The organism is Porticoccus sp. (assembly GCF_965660005.1).
In the GTDB taxonomy this organism is placed as follows: Bacteria; Pseudomonadota; Gammaproteobacteria; order Pseudomonadales; family Porticoccaceae; genus Porticoccus.
Genome location: NZ_CBFHYF010000014.1, coordinates 22,504 through 40,126 on the forward strand (window position 1 = coordinate 22,504; position 17,623 = coordinate 40,126).

General features: G+C 49.3%; 15 protein-coding genes. 13 read left to right on the top strand and 2 right to left on the bottom strand.

Features of this window, described 5'->3' with window-relative positions:
* Positions 1–23 precede the first annotated feature (23 nt).
* From ACTF5G_RS05125 to ACTF5G_RS05145, 5 genes are all read left to right on the top strand, one after another.
* Entirely contained in the window at positions 24–1,505 is a 1,482-nt protein-coding gene (locus ACTF5G_RS05125) for a PAS domain S-box protein (protein ID WP_438951739.1), read from the top strand.
* Positions 1,506–1,649: 144 nt separating this feature from the next.
* Entirely contained in the window at positions 1,650–1,994 is a 345-nt protein-coding gene (locus ACTF5G_RS05130) for a hypothetical protein (protein ID WP_438951740.1), read from the top strand.
* A gap of 99 nt (positions 1,995–2,093) precedes the next feature.
* On the top strand, positions 2,094–2,828 hold the full coding sequence (locus ACTF5G_RS05135; protein ID WP_438951741.1) for a response regulator transcription factor: 735 nt from the start codon (positions 2,094–2,096) through the stop codon (positions 2,826–2,828).
* Positions 2,821–3,195, top strand: a complete 375-nt coding sequence (locus tag ACTF5G_RS05140; protein WP_438951742.1) for an Hpt domain-containing protein — start codon at positions 2,821–2,823, stop codon at positions 3,193–3,195. Before ACTF5G_RS05135 ends, ACTF5G_RS05140 begins: the two co-directional genes overlap by 8 nt.
* A 97-nt stretch (positions 3,196–3,292) precedes the next feature.
* Positions 3,293–4,516, top strand: coding sequence for an EAL domain-containing response regulator (locus ACTF5G_RS05145; RefSeq protein ID WP_438951743.1), 1,224 nt, complete (start codon positions 3,293–3,295; stop codon positions 4,514–4,516).
* On the opposite strand, the gene ACTF5G_RS05150 is transcribed toward ACTF5G_RS05145, so the two are convergent.
* On the bottom strand, positions 4,447–4,761 hold the full coding sequence (locus ACTF5G_RS05150; protein ID WP_438951744.1) for a PhnD/SsuA/transferrin family substrate-binding protein: 315 nt from the start codon (positions 4,759–4,761) through the stop codon (positions 4,447–4,449). The genes ACTF5G_RS05145 and ACTF5G_RS05150 overlap by 70 nt on opposite strands.
* A 302-nt stretch (positions 4,762–5,063) precedes the next feature.
* Between ACTF5G_RS05150 and ACTF5G_RS05155 the strand changes: the two genes are divergently transcribed.
* From ACTF5G_RS05155 to nadA, 5 genes are all read left to right on the top strand, one after another.
* Complete coding sequence (locus ACTF5G_RS05155) at positions 5,064–5,516, top strand: hypothetical protein (protein ID WP_438951745.1); 453 nt, start codon at positions 5,064–5,066, stop codon at positions 5,514–5,516.
* A 113-nt stretch (positions 5,517–5,629) separates the two neighbouring features.
* On the top strand, positions 5,630–6,100 hold the full coding sequence (locus ACTF5G_RS05160; protein ID WP_438951746.1) for a GAF domain-containing protein: 471 nt from the start codon (positions 5,630–5,632) through the stop codon (positions 6,098–6,100).
* 156 nt (positions 6,101–6,256) lie between these two features.
* The gene (locus ACTF5G_RS05165; RefSeq protein ID WP_438951747.1) at positions 6,257–8,254 is read left to right on the top strand and encodes an ATP-binding protein; all 1,998 of its coding nucleotides are present in this window, start codon (positions 6,257–6,259) and stop codon (positions 8,252–8,254) included.
* 61 nt (positions 8,255–8,315) lie between these two features.
* Positions 8,316–8,690: a response regulator gene (locus tag ACTF5G_RS05170; protein ID WP_438951757.1), complete on the top strand. Its 375-nt coding sequence runs from the start codon at positions 8,316–8,318 to the stop codon at positions 8,688–8,690.
* A 78-nt stretch (positions 8,691–8,768) separates the two neighbouring features.
* Complete coding sequence (gene nadA / locus ACTF5G_RS05175; protein WP_438951748.1) at positions 8,769–9,845, top strand: quinolinate synthase NadA; 1,077 nt, start codon at positions 8,769–8,771, stop codon at positions 9,843–9,845.
* 50 nt (positions 9,846–9,895) lie between these two features.
* Here nadA and ACTF5G_RS05180 read toward each other — a convergent pair whose 3' ends face one another.
* A complete protein-coding gene (locus tag ACTF5G_RS05180) occupies positions 9,896–11,347 on the bottom strand; it encodes a M48 family metalloprotease (protein WP_438951749.1) in 1,452 nt (483 codons plus the stop codon).
* Between the two features lie 191 nt (positions 11,348–11,538).
* Between ACTF5G_RS05180 and ACTF5G_RS05185 the strand changes: the two genes are divergently transcribed.
* The 3 genes from ACTF5G_RS05185 to aceE form a co-directional block, all read left to right on the top strand.
* Complete coding sequence (locus tag ACTF5G_RS05185) at positions 11,539–12,609, top strand: AI-2E family transporter (protein ID WP_438951750.1); 1,071 nt, start codon at positions 11,539–11,541, stop codon at positions 12,607–12,609.
* 23 nt (positions 12,610–12,632) lie between these two features.
* Positions 12,633–15,455, top strand: a complete 2,823-nt coding sequence (locus ACTF5G_RS05190; RefSeq protein WP_438951751.1) for an insulinase family protein — start codon at positions 12,633–12,635, stop codon at positions 15,453–15,455.
* A gap of 232 nt (positions 15,456–15,687) precedes the next feature.
* Positions 15,688–17,623: pyruvate dehydrogenase (acetyl-transferring), homodimeric type (aceE, locus tag ACTF5G_RS05195; protein WP_438951752.1), on the top strand; the 1,936-nt coding region annotated here is incomplete at its 3' end.

Sequence of the window (17,623 nt, forward strand, 5' to 3'; positions counted from 1 at the left end):
CTCACGATTATAAAATATCTGAGGTGTTGGATATATCCCGGGATGCCGTGATTGAAATTGATACCAGTAGTTGTGTTATAGGTTGGAATCGGGCGGCAGAAACCATTTTTTTGATCAATGCCGAATACGCACTTGGTAAAAATCTTGCAGATTTGATTATTCCTTCAGGTGATCGTGCTGCGCACCATGAGGGTATGAAGCGCTTTCTAGAGAGCGATAGCTCAGAAATTGTCAACCAAATATCGGATCTTAAGGCGATTCGAGGGGACGGTAGCCTTTTTCCTGTTGAGTTGACTGTTCGCTATATCGAGCATCCGGAGGGTAACCGGTTTGTGGGGCTGGTGCGCGACCTTACCGAACGCAAGCAAATAGAAGCCCGGCTGCTCGAAATAGCAAAACTCGAAAGCATCGGGCTGCTCACTGGTGGCCTGGCTCACGATTTCAACAACTTGCTTTGTGTTATCATCGGCAATCTCGAGTTGCTGGGTCAACAGCCCTTGGTTGGCGAATCAAAGGAGAATGTACAGAGCGCGATGGATGCTGCGGTTCGCGCCTCTCAGGTAACCCTTTCTCTCATGGCAATTGCACGACGCGAACCCATGGACTTGGCAGTTTATGATATGAATCTGCTCCTGGTTGGACTAAAACACCTTGTTCATAGCACCATCGGCAGTCTGGCAGAAATTCGGTGGCAGCTTTCCCCTGAGTCGATCATGGTGGAGGTTGACTCGGGAAGTTTCAGTAGTGCGCTATTGAATCTGGTTTTGAATGCAAGGGATGCCATGCGGGACTGCCCAAAAAAAATAATCACTATAAGTACAGGCATACTAGAAGTAAAAACGCAGCAACGGGGCAATCTGCCGCCTGGCAGGTATGCCAGGTTGGAGGTGGCGGATACCGGTAAAGGGATGAACTCGGCTACCAGGGGGCGCGCACTTGAGCCCTTTTATACCACCAAAGAGCGTGGTCATGGCACAGGCCTCGGTTTGCCTATGGTGTATGGTTTTGCACGGCAGTTAAAAGGCTGCCTGGAGCTGGAGACGACAGAGAACAGTGGTACCCTCGTCAGTATCTACCTGCCCTATACCGAAAAGTCCGCTGAATCGATTAAGGCAGCACAGAGGGGTATGTTCGCTCCTGTGCTGGGTGCGGGGGTTGTGCTGGTTGTTGACGATGAGGTGCTTTTGTGTAAGCTGGCATGCCGCCTGTTCGAAAGCCTTGGTTATCGGGCTATCCCGGCTGCATCCGCCGTGGAGGCCACGGGTGTATTGGAGAAACAGTCGGTGGACCTGATTTTTTCGGATATATCCTTGCCGGGTGGTATTAATGGTATTGAGCTGGCGGAGCAGGTCGTAGAGCTCTATCCGCAGATCCCTGTCATTCTTTCCACGGGTTACTCAGAAGAATTAGTTGAGCGCAATGCTAGCCAGTGGATAGTAGTTCAGAAGCCCTACCTCAAAAAGGATATTGTAGAAGTCCTGTTCAAAGTGAGTCTTGCCCTGTAATAGCAAGCTGTTTGCCACGTAAATATAATGTTACAAATCGTTACAAAGTTGGCTCTTATTTTCGTTAAAATATCATCAAAAATTGAACAGAACACACTACCTTAGCAGTGTTTTTTTAAGTCAATACATAGCCTGAGAGAATACATGGTCATCCCCAATTATCTGCACCAAAACGTGGTAGATCGATCTGATGACAAGCAAAAATGCAGTTCGGTTTCACTGTTGGTTGCGATTGGTATGAATGGTGATGCTGTGGTGTTGTCCGTAGCGGAAGGTCCAAACACACTGGTTGATGACATTCAAAGCATTGATGCTAAGATGGTGTTCCGGCCCTGTATGCTCCCTAAAAAAACCGGTATATACCGCTTTACTGGCAACCTGGTGTGCGATGGGGTCGGTGAAAATCAACTTGATCTGAGTTCTGAATTTATTCGTAATGGTTCATTTGAACGCATTTATGTCGCCACACAGTTGAATACTATACGCTGAAATTTTATTTTCCGATGGCGTGTGGTAGCTTTAGGTATTTCACTCGGTCAGATAACAGGATAAGTTTTATGAATTACGTTAGTCAGCATAGGTAATTTTTTGAGATCAAAGACAATCGTAATCGTAGATGATGATCCTGTATTTACGCGAATCCTTTCATATCGACTAGAAAAGTATCAGTTTTGCTGTGAAAGTTATCATACGGCAACCGATGCTTTGGTCAAGCTGGTACATCAATCGCCGCCGGATATTGTACTGCTGGATTATTCATTGGGTCCCAATGAGCAGAACGGGGTGGATCTTTGCCGTCAGATAAAATACATGATGCCAGGGGTGCCGCTGGTTATGCTGACGGGGAATAACACAACCCAGGCTATTGTCTCTTGCCTAGATGCTGGTGCCGACCAGTATGTTCTGAAGCCCTATGTGCTTGAAGAGTTATTGGCCCGGATCCGGGCCGTTGGACGAGTGTATGAGAAAAAAGATGATATAGGGCGGGGTGGTGATTATGAGGGTTTTAAGTTGAACATATTTGAGCAGACCCTCACAACCCCAGAAGGGACAGCACGTCTGACAGAAAAGGAAATGGCCTTCGCCGAACTGATGTTGAAGTCACTGGGTTCTCCACTCAGTCGTGAATATTTGTACAGTGTTATCTATGAGCGGGAATTTGATTCCCTAAGTCGGAACCTTGATATGCTGGCTGTGCGTTTTCGAAAAAAACTGTCTAGTATAACAAAGCATTACTCTATCAAATCGGTTCGTGGTGAAGGTTACATAATGTACTGTCGGCCGCCCAATACAGAAAATAATAGTCTCGATTCGCATGACTGATATCAAGACAACGCCGTTTCACTTTGATGAAAAGTTTCTCCCCGAAAGTGTTGGGGTGGAGGATAAGGAATTTCTTGTCGAACTTTATGCTCTTTATCTGGAGCAGGCCTCGACGGTTGTGGAAAGCATGATTGGATGTGCCGTTGAGCACGATTTTGAAGATTTGCGCCAGCTCTCTCACAAGATCAAGTCCTCTTCTCGGTCAGTAGGTGCGAAGGCACTGGGCGATTTGCTAGAAGGGATTGAGCATGCAGCGCGGGACCAAACTCATGACGAGTTGCCAGCTTACCTTAAGGAACTACAGCAATTAGCTGAAGATACTTTCGAAAAAATCGAACAACATATAAATGTACTGAAGTCTTTCTAGAAAGTTATTCTAATAGATTAAACCCACTTTAAAATCAAAAATTTCAAGATTTCATGTAATTATAAAGAAATTATTTACAGGGTGATAACTCAAGGATATGGATAATAGTGATGTAACAAAACCGCTACGACTTCTAGTGATTGATGATGACCCCGTCGTAGCTAAGGTCGTATCTGGGATTGCAATGAGTCAAGGAATGCTTGCTGTAGCATCGAATCATAGTATAGGGATCGATTTTAAATCCATGAAGGACATTGATGCGCTGGTACTTGACCTGATGATGCCTGATATGGATGGGATAGAATTAGTCCGAAAACTTTCAGAAATTAATTTTTCTAAACCTATAATTCTATTGAGTGGGCTAGATTTAAAAATCTTAGAAATGGCAAAAAAAACAGCGATTGGTTATGGATTTAATGATGTTCAGATAATTAAAAAACCTGTTACACAAGAAAAGCTTCTAGTTGCACTTAGTAATTTTCAGGATGATATAATTCCAACATTATCTCAAAGGGTTACGAACTTAAATATTGATTTGTGTGATATTAAGCGGGGATTGCGAAGTGAGGAGTTCTTCCTTACCTATCAGCCGAAACTATCTTTCCATGATTTTTCTTGCTGTGGTATAGAGGTGCTGGTTCGCTGGAGTCATCCTTCCTACGGTATTATCTATCCTGATGCGTTTATTACACTTGTTGAAGGCTCTGAACTTGTAACTGAATTTACCCTTAAGGTGATTGACCTTGCGTTGAACGCTCTGCAGAAGCTGGTCAGTCAGATCAATTATTCTGGATGTATCTCTATCAATATTCCCCCCTCTATGCTCACAGATCCGACTTTGTCGAACACCATTATCTCCATGGTATCTTCAGCGGGCCTCCCATTTGAAAAAATTCAGTTGGAAATTACGGAGCGGTCATTGTCCTCAAGTTTAGCGGTCAGTAATGACATTCTTGCCAGGTTGGCGATGCGCGGTATCAAAATATCTATTGATGATTTTGGCACTGGCAACGCTGGTCTTGATCAGCTTAGCAGTAATTACTTTCATGAGTTGAAAATTGACAAGGCATTTGTCTTGAATTTACTGGAATCGTCTGATAATCAAGCCATTGTCCGACATATTATCGAACTTGGGCACGATTTAGGGATGCTCGTGGTGGCCGAAGGTATTGAAAACGAGGCGACTCTGACATGGTTGCAAGCACATGATTGTGATGTGGCACAAGGATATTACCTGGCAAAACCCGTCCGCTACTCGGAACTAGTCGGCTGGCTTGAAACGACTTTGCCAACACTAGTGTCTCGGATAATTGGTATATAGCCCTGCTCCTCCCAGGCAACCACTGCGTGCCAAGGGTTGCTGTAGATAAAATCGTACTCTCCATTGGCAATGCTCTTTTCGAAGTCGGGAATGTTCTGATTGCCCAAAAACTTGAAAGTATGGCCGGACGATGATGTGATCTCTTCAAGAATCGGTTCCCATATTGTGTGTAACTGGTGAGTTTCAAACTGTGGCACAACACCGAATGTGTACTCTTTCGCAGGCACAAAGATACTGCGAAGCACGATAAAAAAAACAAAAAGGAATCTAGAGAATTGCCCCCCGCTAAGCGTTGTGCGCGGGTAGTCAATGATAATCTTGCTGGCACATAAGTGCCCCCGCCTCTCTTTCTCCGTCTTTTATCAAGTTACCTGCAACGAGCTAGGATAGTCATTTTACAGCCGATTCTTATTTAAACGGATGCTGTTCAATTGCGAATGTTACAAAGTGTTACAAAAGAAGAATCAGCGAACGATTATGATTTTTACGAATTTGGATTCTTTTTTGTTTAATGTTGTGAAAAAAAGAAGTTTTTTATTGAGACTGTTTGGATAAGGCAATGGTTACTTTTGCGTCTGCTTCCACCGGAATGAAAAAAAAGCATAGTCTTTCATTTTCAAACATATTTATTGTCATGTCCTTAGGGCTAATCTTGACAGCTTTGACTGTTCCTTTGTTTGAAAACTATGTCACTAAACTAAGGATTTCCGCCACGCTGGCGTCCGTAGAGCCGTTAACTGAATGTTTGCGGTTATCCTATAGTGCTGGATCAGGTTATGATGGGGACGGCTGTAATCATCTCGTTGCAAGCCCCGGGCTATTTAATGAGCTGGATGTGATTCCTTCAGAATCTATGATTCGCTTTAATGGTATGGTCAACAATACTCGAGTGTCTGTGAAGTTTTTGCCAATTTATGCCCGCACAGGTGAAATAGCTGAATGGCATTGTGTGGGGGTCCCTACTAAGTTGTTTCCTCCGAAGTGCCAACAAGTTGAATAAAACTCTTTGCCCTGTTGAAATCAGTTCTTGGGGCTATGCTGTTTTTTCGCCTCTTAGTGACGAGTGCTGTCATAATTTTATCCATCATGCCTCTTAATCCCCCTAGACCACCAATGTCAATCAGTGCTGAGAGTCTGCGTCTCTCAGCACTTCGTAGTTACAAAATTCTCGACACCGACAAAGACATCCGGTTTGACGACGTTACTGAGATTGCTTCCTACCTGACCGGCTGTCCCATTGCCATGATTACGTTTGTTGACGAAGTCCGTACCTGGATTAAAAGCAGTGTGGGGTTTGATGCGAAGGAAGTGCCGAGAGAAACCTCATTCTGTGCCATGGCCATCAATGGTGAGGGGCTATTTGAGATTCCCGATACGTTGCAAGATCCCCGCACTTATGAGCACTCGATGGTGCTGCAGGCACCCTTTATTCGTTATTACGCCGGTGTGCCACTGATAACGCCGGAGGGATTCAATATAGGTACCTTGTGTGTGCTCGATTACATACCCCGTCAGTTGGAGGACGGCCAGGTAACTGCCATGTACGGTCTGGCCCGAGGTGTGCTCGATCAACTTGAAATATAGTGTTCATTTGAGCGGTTGAGCAGGATCATAGATGGCAGTCAGGACGGCTTCTGGGAGTGGGATATGGAGAACGGACATATCCTGACCAGTGAATCTTTTGCAACTATGTTGGGGTACATGCCCGAAGAAATTCCTGCCTCACTGGCCGGTTGAGATATGTTGATTCATCCCGTTGACAAGAAAAGAGTCGAGAGTGCATTTTATAAGGCGCTGCATCGGGGTCAGGATCAACATGTCTTCGAATACCGATTGCGGGCGAAGGATGGCGGTTGGCGTTGGATACTGGACCGCGGCAAGGTGGTCAGCCGTGATGCTGGCGGTAAACCGCTACTTGCCTCAGGTACTTACTCCGACATTGATAATCGCCGTAGAGCCGAAATTGCTCTGTGCAGGAGTCAAGCAAGATTGGCAAAATCGCTTGATGCCATAACCCGCAATCGCAATTTGCTAAATAGATTGGGCGATGTTCAGAACATTTTTATTGGTCATCCGGATAATCGAGAGGCTTTTGACCAATTGCTGAACGTTCTGTTGGATTTTACAGGCAGTGAATACGGCTTTATCGGGGAGGTGTTGTATAAAAAGAATGGGCTTCCTTATCTTAAGACTCACGCTCAAACTAACATAAGCTGGAATGAAGCAACCCGGAAATTTTACGAAGAGAATGCTCCGAATGGATTGGAATTTACCAATCTCAAGACTCTGTTTGGGGCAGTAATAACTAGCGGAGAGTTGGTGACTGCCAATTCCCCTAGTACTGACCCACGACGTGTTGGCCTGCCACCGGGGCATCCACCTCTGAATAGGTTTCTTGGTGTTCCGATTAAACTGGGAGACCAGTTTATTGGCATGGTGGGCCTGGCAAATCGATCTGGCGGTTACGACGAGTCAGTAGTTAGTGAAATTGAGCCAATACTCGCCACTTACGGTAATCTTATATCCGCACGGCGTGAGCGGATTAGGCGGGAGTTGGCAGAAGAACGAGCTAATATCGCCAATGCGAAAGCACGGAAGCTGGCTGAACAAGTTAATAGTACCAAGGATATTTTTCTGGCATCTACGAGCCACGAAATCCGCACACCGATGAATGGTGTCGTGGGAATGGTGGATCTAATGTGGAGCGATCCGAATTTTCCTGAATGTTATATGGATCATATCAAGACCATTCGAGATTCTTCTTTATCGCTGTTGCGAGTTATTAATGGCATTCTTGATTTCTCAAAAATTGAGTCCGGTGAGATTACCCTAGAGTCCATTCCCTGTTCTGTGCGGGAGGTGATTGACGGTGCCTGTAGTAATTTCTTGCCCCTGATCAATCAGAAAAGACTGATACTGAATATCCGTATCGCTGCTGATGTGCCACACATTGTATTTCTTGATCCGGTCCGGTTAAAACAGGTTCTGTTGAATTTGATCAGTAATGCTGTGAAATTCTCAATAGATCGTCCTGGCATTGTCGCGGAGGTTACTGTAAAAGTCTCTGTTTGCGACAGTGTTGATTCAACGGCCGCATTGATGTTTCTTGTCATCGACAGTGGTATTGGAATGTCTCCGGATACCATGCGTAACCTGTCAAAGCCATTTTCTCAAGCGGATCCCACCATAACCCGCCGTTTTGGTGGCACAGGGCTTGGTTTGTCGATTACAACCCGCTTGCTTACTTTAATGGCGGGGCATCTTTCCTTTGAAAGTTGTCTGGGTGAAGGCTCGCGGATTACAGCCTGTATTCCGATCGGGGAAGACACTGGTAGTGACCTTGCCAACGAAATAGATGTTCAGGGGCTGACTTGTCTCTTTGTTGAAGAGAATCTGCAGATCTTCCCACAATTGTTGGATCAACTCGAGTCGACGGGTATTAACCTGGAGGTCGTGCCAGACTTAGTCGCGGCAAAAAAGCAGGCCGTAACTGATTTGGACTGGGTGATTCTGAGGGTTGTTGATGAGACAGAGTTGGATGTGACTACTGTCATAGGTGACTTCGCCGGTTTGCCCAATCTGCGACAAGTCATTATTGCTAAAGGACTGCCGCACTATCCGCGTATCGTGGGTGTCAATGTTGTTGTCCTGGGCGGAGAAACTCTCTCGAGGCAAGTGTTATTGCACGCTATTTCAGTTGTAGCAAATCGTTCTTCCCCCCCATCTTCATTGGGGTAATGATTTTACCGCTATTAGGGGTGAGATACTTCCGCTTGTTGAGGCAGGCGCCGGATCGGTACTGGTTGCAGAGGATGATCTCGTCAATCAGCAGGTAATTACTCGTCAACTACAGTTACTTGGTTTTTCGCCTGAAATCGCTGTAGATGGTGCGGATGCATTGGCGAAGTGGCGGGCTGGCAATTATGAACTACTTTTGGTTGATTTACACATGCCGGTAAAGGATGGCTACAGTCTTGTCAGGGCAATAAGGGAAGAGGAGTCAGAAAGTCGACGCCTGCCTATTTTGGCTTTTACAGCCAATGCCCTCAAGGGAGAAAAGGAAAAAGCTCTGCGGTTTGGTATGGACGATTATCTCACCAAGCCAATTCAGATAGTTGAACTTAGGGCGGCACTACAGAAATGGCTGTTGTCCCACAGGAACCATATATCATAAGGAAAGTCGGGGTAATTGGCGGCGGCGGGTCTCGGTATCTGTGGTAAAATTCGTGTCCGGCATTTATTCAGATTTATTATGAGACATTCATCCAAACTTCATATTGCCAGCGATTCTGATCACCGAAATGTTGTGGAGCAGCATCTCAGTCTATTGCACGATGAACCCCGCTACACAGCGGAGGAAGAGGCGGTATACCGGACTTCGATCAAGCGCCTGTTGAAGGAACGAAATGCCGTTATCGTGGCCCATTACTACACGGATCCGGTCATTCAGTCTTTGGCTGAAGAAACGGGTGGGCTGGTGTCGGATTCTCTGGAAATGGCCCGCTTTGGTCATGCGCATGCGGCTTCCACGCTGATTGTGGCAGGTGTCAGGTTTATGGGTGAAACTGCCAAAATTCTGACCCCGGATAAAACGGTATTGATGCCCACTCTGGAGGCCACCTGTTCTCTGGATATTGGTTGCCCCGCTGATGATTTCAGTCGTTTCTGTGACGAAAACCCAGATCGTACCGCGGTGGTCTATGCGAATACTTCAGCGGCAGTGAAGGCGCGTGCCGACTGGGTAGTGACGTCGAGTATTGCGCTGGATGTGGTGGATTATCTGGACAGCTGTGGTGAAAAGATTCTTTGGGCACCTGATAAGTATCTCGGTAGCTACGTGCAGAAAAAAACCGGCGCGGATATGCTGTTGTGGGATGGCAGCTGTATTGTGCATGAAGAATTCAAGGCCCTGGGGGTGCTGAGTCTCAAGCAGCTGTACCCCGATGCCGCCATTCTGGTCCACCCGGAGTCCCCGGAGTCCATGGTGGCGATTGCCGATGTGGTGGGTTCTACCTCACAGCTGATCAAGGCTGCCCAGACTCTGCCCAACAGGCAAATGATTGTAGCTACGGATAGCGGTATCTTTTACAAAATGCAGCAGGCGGCACCGGACAAAGAGCTGATTATTGCACCCACTGCCGGTGAAGGGGCCACTTGCCGGAGCTGTGCCCACTGTCCCTGGATGGCAATGAATCATTTGCAGAACCTGATGGAGTCCCTTGAGTGCGGCACCAACGAAATTAAGGTGGATGCAGAGGTTGGGCATCGCGCAATGGTGTCACTGCAACGTATGCTGGCCTTTCGTGAGCAGCAATTGGCTACGTCGTAGCTGTCCACAGGTTTGGGCGGGCCGGACCATATGAGCCGTAGCTGAGAGGTCTAGAAGTTTTTCATCTTCTCCTGCAAATCGGCCAGATCCCTCAACTGCTGGTCAATGATGGCGGTTTCCTGATAATCGTGTACCAGAAGCTTTCTGGCATAACCCAGTTGATCCTTGGCCTTATCAAATACGCCATTGAGAATAAAGTATTGTGCCCGGGCTTTGTGTACCCCGGCGATATCGCCGGCCAGACCACTGACTTCCGCCAGTTGAAACCAGACATAGGGTCGGTCGGGGTAGTGCTCAGTCAGCTCTTCAAGCACTTTTTCAGACTCGGTAAACTGGTTGGCCTTGAGGTAAACTTCGGCCAGCATCATTCTGAGCGCATAGCTTCTTGAGTTGTGGCGTAACAGATTCTGCGCCTTCTCAATGGCCGAAATATATTTTCCTTCCCGACGTTCAATTTCAATATCGGCCAGTAAATAGGTCAGCCTGTCGGGTGATGTGCCGATTAACTGGTGGAGATTTTTCCTGGCGTCATTGAAGTTGCTGAGACCCATGTGGGCCAGCACCAGACCGTAACGGGAGGCGTCCTTGCTGAGGCTGTCCCCGTCCAGCTCACTGGTGAAACGGTTGAGGGATGCCGCTGCATTTTTTTCGATAGCGACCAATGCCCGGACGCGCATCAGGTGATATTCAACATTATCGGAATAATGCTGCAGTGGAAATTGACTGGCGCGGTTTTTGGCGTCGGCGACACGGTTCTCCGTCAGTGGGTGAGTCAGTAGAAATTCCGGGGGTTTGCTGCCGGTGTAGCGGGTTGCCTGCAGCATTTGTTCGAACATGGCAGGCACTCCTTTCGGGTCCATTCCCGCTGCATAAATTGTCTGGATACCGAGTCGGTCGGCCTCCTGCTCATTCTGGCGGCTGTATCGCATGGCGTTTTCCATGCTGTGCGCCTGGCTGGCAGTCATCGCCGCCATCCCGGCATCGCCGCCTACGGTGGCAGCAAGTACAAGACTGGCCAGCATGGCGGCCATTGTGGTGGTAGCGTTCTTGCGTTGTTGCTCGACCCGCCGGGCAAAATGCCGTTGGCTCAGGTGGGCCAGTTCGTGGGCCAGTACGGAAGCGATTTGGTGTTCCGTTTTGGCGTAGCGGAATAATCCCGTATGCACGCCAATAACCCCACCGGGAACGGCGAAGGCGTTCATTGATGGATTGTTGATCGTCACCAGCGACAGGCGGTGATCCTTTAATTCACTGTGGGAGGCGAGTTTGTAGAGTAGCTCCTCCAGATAGTCATAGAGTTGAGGGTCGTTGTATTCGGAGATCCTGCTGCGGTAGGCCCGCAGCCAGGCCTGGCCGAGCTCAAACTCCTGCTGCTGTGAGATAATGGCCGAGGCGGTGTCGCCCAATGACGGCAACTCAATATTGGCACTGTGAACAGGGGCTATGAGTAGTGCTGTCAGGGCCAGCCGATTTAAAAAAAACATGATGGAGCGTTTGTGCACTGCTTGAACATCCATTGATGGGTGAAAGGGGTAACAATTTCTCTGGATAGTAACGTAACTCTATGACCTAATTCATGCGGATTCGTGCGTTTTAGCCTGAAAATCCGGTTACTCCGGAAGGGACTTCAACAGTCCTTGATGCATTGGCAGCGATTTCGTAACCTGATTAATTGTCCTGACGGGAAAATGTTATGTGGAAAGTGCTTGGCACCTGGGTCGACCGGTACTTTGGCGAAGAGGAGGCAGTGTTGCTGGCCCTGATGCTGGCCATCGCGCTGGTCGTTATGGTCGCCTTTGGTCAGATTCTGGGTCCTTTTGTGGCCGCGATCATTTTTGCATTCCTGCTTCAGGGTAGCGTCAATCGCCTGATTAAATGGAAGGTGCCCCGCCTGGTTGCCGTGATATTGGTGTTCCTGCTGTTCGTCGGAGTTTTCCTCACGATCCTGATCGTGGTGTTGCCGTTGATCGGGCGCCAGGCCGCCAACCTTGCCAGTGAAATTCCGGACATGATCCGGCACTGGCAAAGTGTGCTGCTGTTGCTTCCAGAACAGTATCCTCATCTGATTTCAGAGGCTCAGCTGAAAGAGTTGTTGAGTCAGGCGTCCAAAGAAGTGGCAGGTATGGCGGAACGGCTGGTGAGTTTTTCCTTCAGCACGTTCCCCAGCCTGGTGATCATGATGGTCTATCTGGTGCTGGTTCCGCTGCTGATTTTCTTCATGCTGAAAGACAAGGATGAATTGTTGGATATGCTCTCATCGATGCTGCCCCAGGAACGCCCTGTCATGTGGAAAATCTGGCATGAGATGAATCTGCAAATGGCCAATTATGTACGTGGCAAGGCCATTGAAATAGTGGTGGTTGGGTTGGTCGGCTACGTCTTCTTTCTTTTCATGGGGTTGCAATATGCTGCGCTGCTTGGACTCCTAGTGGGGTTGTCCGTAGTAATACCCTATATCGGTGCGACGATTGTCACCTTTCCGATTGCCGCAGTGGGTTATTTCCAATGGGGGATTGGTCCGGAGCTCCTCTGGCTGATGGTGGGTTACGGGATCATTCAGGCTCTGGATGGTAACGTGCTGGTGCCACTATTGTTTTCGGAAGCCGTCAACCTTCATCCCATTGCAATTATTCTCGCCGTTCTGGTGTTTGGGGGTCTGTGGGGGTTCTGGGGGGTATTCTTTGCCATTCCTCTCGCAACCCTGGTCAAGGCGCTTTATAACGCTTGGCCGCGAACTGATCTGCCGAATACGTTGTCGGAGTAACTTTACCCATAAGATGGAATTTCATGAAAAGACTTGTTGTTGTATTTATCTGTCTGTTTTTTGTCGCCGGAGCCTACAGTGAGGCGACTGCTTCTTCCCGCCAGCCTGCCAACGATGTTGTTCACAGCGAAAATGATCAGTCTGCCTATCGCTATCTGAGATTGGCCAATGAACTTCAGGTCTTGCTTGTCTCCGATCCCGGTGCTGACAAGGCTGCGGCGGCGCTGGATGTCTTTGTGGGCAGTTCGCATGACCCTGTACAGCGTCAGGGTCTGGCACATTTTCTGGAACACATGCTTTTTCTCGGCACGGACAAATACCCTGAGCCCGATGAGTATCAGGCGTTTATCGGCCAACACGGTGGGCAACACAATGCCTACACGTCTTTCGAACACACCAACTATTTTTTTGATATTGATTCGGCGCATTTTGAGCCGGCCCTGGATCGTTTTTCCCGTTTTTTTGTCGCGCCACTATTCAATGCAGATTACGTAGAGCGTGAAAAGAATGCAGTACATTCAGAGTACAAGGCGCGGATCAAGGATGATTATCGCGGCCAGATGGATGTCTACAGCCAGGTCGTCAATCCAGCGCATCCGGCAGCCAAGTTCAGTGTGGGTAATCTGGATACCCTGGCCGATGAAAAAGGCCGGCTGCGACAGGACCTGCTCTCCTTTTACAAGGCTCACTACTCCGCCAACCGCATGGCCCTGGTGGTTTTGGCGCCGCAGCCACTGGATCAGCTGGAAGCCATGGTCAAAGAGCGTTTCACTGCAGTGCCCAATCACGCCAGTCAGCAACCGGTGCATGGCAAACCGCTATTGAAGCCGGGCGAAGCGCCTAAGCTGGTCTCAGTGCAGCCCGTTCGCGAGATGCGGGAGCTGTCCCTCACCTTTCCCCTGCCGGCTGTGGATCAATACCAGCGGGAACAGCCGCTCTCCTACCTTGGTAATCTGATCGGTCATGAGGGTAAGGGAAGTCTGTTGTGGCTGTTGAAAAACAAGGGTTGGGCCGAAAGCCTGCGGGCGGGACAGGGTATTTCCGATACCAGTGGCAGTAGCTTCAGTATCACTGTTGGTCTGACAGCAGATGGTTATGCGAACTGGCAACAGGTGTTGTCGCTGGTATTCCGTCAGATCGCGCTGGTTGCGGATGAGGGTATTGCCCAGTGGCGTTTTGACGAGCAGGGCGCGCTGGCAGACATGCAGTTTCGCTACATGGAACAGGACGATCCGGTGCACCGGGTCAGCCGTCTGGCCAACCGTCTCCACCAATATCCCCATACCGAGGTAATCCGGGGGCCGTATCGCATGGATCGCTTTGATGCCGGGCTGATCGCTGACATGACATCCCGCATGACAGAGAAAAATGCCATGGTTCTGCTGGCTGCCCCGGAAGTCGAAACGGATAAAATGACGGTTCTCTACCAGGTGCCTTACAAAGTTGAACCGCTGCCGGAACTAGCTGTGATTTCCGCAGCTGTCGACTTGAAGTTGCCTGGAAAAAATCCTTTTATCCCCGAGCGCTTTTCGCTGAAACACGCTGAAAAAGTCGCTGAACCAGGGCTGGCCAAGCTATTGGTCAAACACCCCGGATACCGGCTTTGGTACTATGCCGATCATTTTTACCAGGTGCCCAAGGCACAGCTTTATGTGGCGGTTAAGACCCCTGCAGTGGAAGGGGTGGGCAATGCGACAATGATGGATTTGTACCTGCGCGCAGTTGAGCGTTCGCTCAATGAAGTTAGCTATGAAGCTGCTTTGGCCGGCTTACGCTATGGCATCAATCGTCGCCCAGATGGGCTGGGTTTTATGATCAGCGGATTTGATGACAAGCTTGCAGTGTTATCTGCAGCCGTGGTGGATACGTTGCAATCCCCTGACCTCACTGATGAGCGGCTTGAGCTGTTGCGTCAGGAGTTGATTCGAAAATGGCGCAATAGCAGTCAGGATACGCCCTACATCCAGCTGATGCGTGAAACCGGTCTGTTGCTCAATACCACTGCCTGGCAGCCAACGCGATTGGCAGATGAGTTGGAAAAGCTTGATTTTAACGTTTTCCGGCAGTATGCAAAGACGATCTTTGATGGGGCTTCGCTGGAGTTGCTGGCAAGCGGTAATTTGCAAACGGAAGAGGTAAAAGCGCTGGCGCAATCTCTAGCTGGCCAGTTGGCATCGGGGGATCCGGCAGGGTGGTTGCCCAGGGGGATTACCCGGGTGCCCCCGGGGGAAAAAATCAAAGTGCCCATGTCCATTCCGCACAAGGACGCAGGAATCCTCCGTTATTACCAGGGTCGTGATGATACGGTAGCAGAAACGGCCCGGTTCATGTTTCTGCGACAACTGGTCAAGTCTCCCTTCTTTCACGAACTGCGCACAGAGCAACAGTTGGGTTATGTGGTTGCGGCGGTGGATCAGAGTCTGGATCGGGTGCCGGGTTTTGGGTTGCTGGTACAGTCCCCGTCTGCGCCCATAGCCCGGCTGCAGCAGGCTATCGACCAGTTTCTTGAGACCTTTGCCGATCAGCTGGCGAAAATGCCCGCCGATGAATTTGAGCGCCACCGCGCCTCTATCCTCACCAGTTTGACGGAGAGACCAAAAAGCCTTGCTGAGCAGAGTGGACGTTTCTGGGGTAGCATTGATCTGAGGGATTACCAGTTTGATTTGCGTCAACAGTTGATCGCCGAGGTCAAGGATCTGACGCACGCACAAATGCAGGAGGTCTACCGAGAGGTTGTTGTTACAGCCGGATTTTCAATGCAGGTTGATACTTCGGCAGCCAGCTTCATGTCGGGAACAGGTTTGACCGAAGAGCGAGATGCCTATCAACTGCCGGATGAAATGTAGTAAAACTATTTATTTTCACTCTCCGATTATTTTTTATAATATGTTTTATATCAAGTAATTATATTTTTTTATAGAGGGGTTTCGATTTTTTTCCGTTCAAGTTTTTTGTTGAATAAGTATTATTTGGTAGATAAACTACACAGATAAACTTGATAGTCCGGTAAACAGTTACTGTGTTGCCCTAACCATCAAATTGCCAGCCATCGTCGAAAAAGAAAGGTAGGTAGCGATCATGCAAGATGATATGGATCCCATTGAAACGCGGGAGTGGCTTGAATCGCTGGATTCCGTATTGAAGTTTCAGGGGCCGGAGCGAGCGGCATATCTACTGCAAAAACTGCTCGATCGAGCGACTGCCACTGGGGTGGGCATGCCACCGGCGATCGTTACACCCTACAGAAATACGATCCCGGTGGTCCGTGAAAAACGCATGCCCGGTGACCTGTTCATGGAGCGCCGGATTCGCTCGATCATCCGCTGGAATGCACTGGCTATGGTGATGAGGGCCAACAAAGATCCCGATGAGGGTATTGGTGGGCATATTGCTTCCTTCGCTTCGTCGGCTACGCTTTACGATATTGGTTTTAATTATTTTTTTCGGGGTAATCAGGGAGAGGAGCAGGGCGACCTGATTTACTTTCAGGGCCATAGTGCGCCTGGAATTTATGCCCGTTCCTACCTCGAAGGGCGTTTCGATGAAGATACCCTGGATAATTTTCGGCGAGAGGTGGATGGCAAGGGGCTCTCCTCTTACCCGCATCCCTGGCTGATGCCCGATTATTGGCAATTTCCCACGGTTTCAATGGGGCTTGGTCCCCTGCAGGCGATATATCAGGCGCACGTGATGCGCTACATGTCCGCTCGAGGGATGTCTCCGCGCGGTGATCGAAAGGTATGGGCATTTCTCGGTGATGGCGAATGCGATGAACCGGAAACGCTCGGAGCAATATCACTTGCCGGGCGGGAGCAGCTGGAGAACCTGATCTTTGTGGTGAACTGTAATTTGCAGCGTCTGGATGGACCTGTGCGCGGCAACGGCAAGATTATGCAGGAGCTCGAAGGGGTATTCCGCGGCGCGGGCTGGAACGTCATCAAGGTTGTATGGGGTCGGCTCTGGGATCCACTGCTCGAGAAAGACCTGACAGGACTCTTGCAGAAGCGCATGGATGAAACCTGTGATGGCGATTACCAGAACTACAAACACAATGGTGGTGCCTATACCCGGGAACATTTTTTTGGCGCCTATCCGGAGCTGAAGTCACTGGTTGAAGACCTCAGCGACCGGGACATCATGTATTTGAATCGAGGCGGACACGATCCGTACAAGGTCTACGCAGCCTATGCCGAGGCGATGGCCCACAAGGGCCAGCCCACTGTCATTCTGGCAAAAACGGTAAAAGGTTACGGTATGGGGGTGGGTGAAGCATCCAATGATACCCACTCTATCAAGAAGCTCGATCTGGAAGGACTCAAGTATTTCCGTGACCGTTTCGGGATTCCAGTGGCAGATGATGATCTGGAAAAGGTGCCCTATTACCGGCCACCCGAAGACAGTCCTGAAATGATGTATATGAAGAAGCGACGCGAGTCCCTGGGGGGGGCGGTTCCCTCGCGGCGGGCTGATTTTTCGTCACTTGACGTGCCTGCGCTGGATAATTTTGAGAAGTTGCTTGAGGGCAGCGGTGATCGCAAGATATCCACCACCATGACCTTTGTTCGACAGCTCGGGATGTTGGTCAAGGACAAGACAATCGGTGAGCGGATTGTGCCTATTGTGCCCGATGAAGCGCGCACCTTCGGTATGGAAGGCATGTTCCGTCAGTTGGGGATTTATTCCTCTGCTGGCCAGAAGTATGTGCCTCAGGATCGCGACCAGATCATGTACTACAAGGAAGACAAGCGCGGCCAGATTCTTGAGGAAGGGATTACCGAAGCCGGTGCAGTTTCCGCATGGATGGCGCTGGCAACGGCCTACAGCAATTACGATTGCCCCATGATCCCGTTCTACGTGTTCTACTCGATGTTCGGTTTTCAGCGTATAGGTGATTTTGCCTGGGCTGCGGGGGATATGCAGGCGCGGGGATTCCTGATCGGTGCGACCTCGGGGCGAACCACATTGAACGGTGAAGGTTTGCAACACCAGGATGGGCACAGCCACCTGTTGGCCA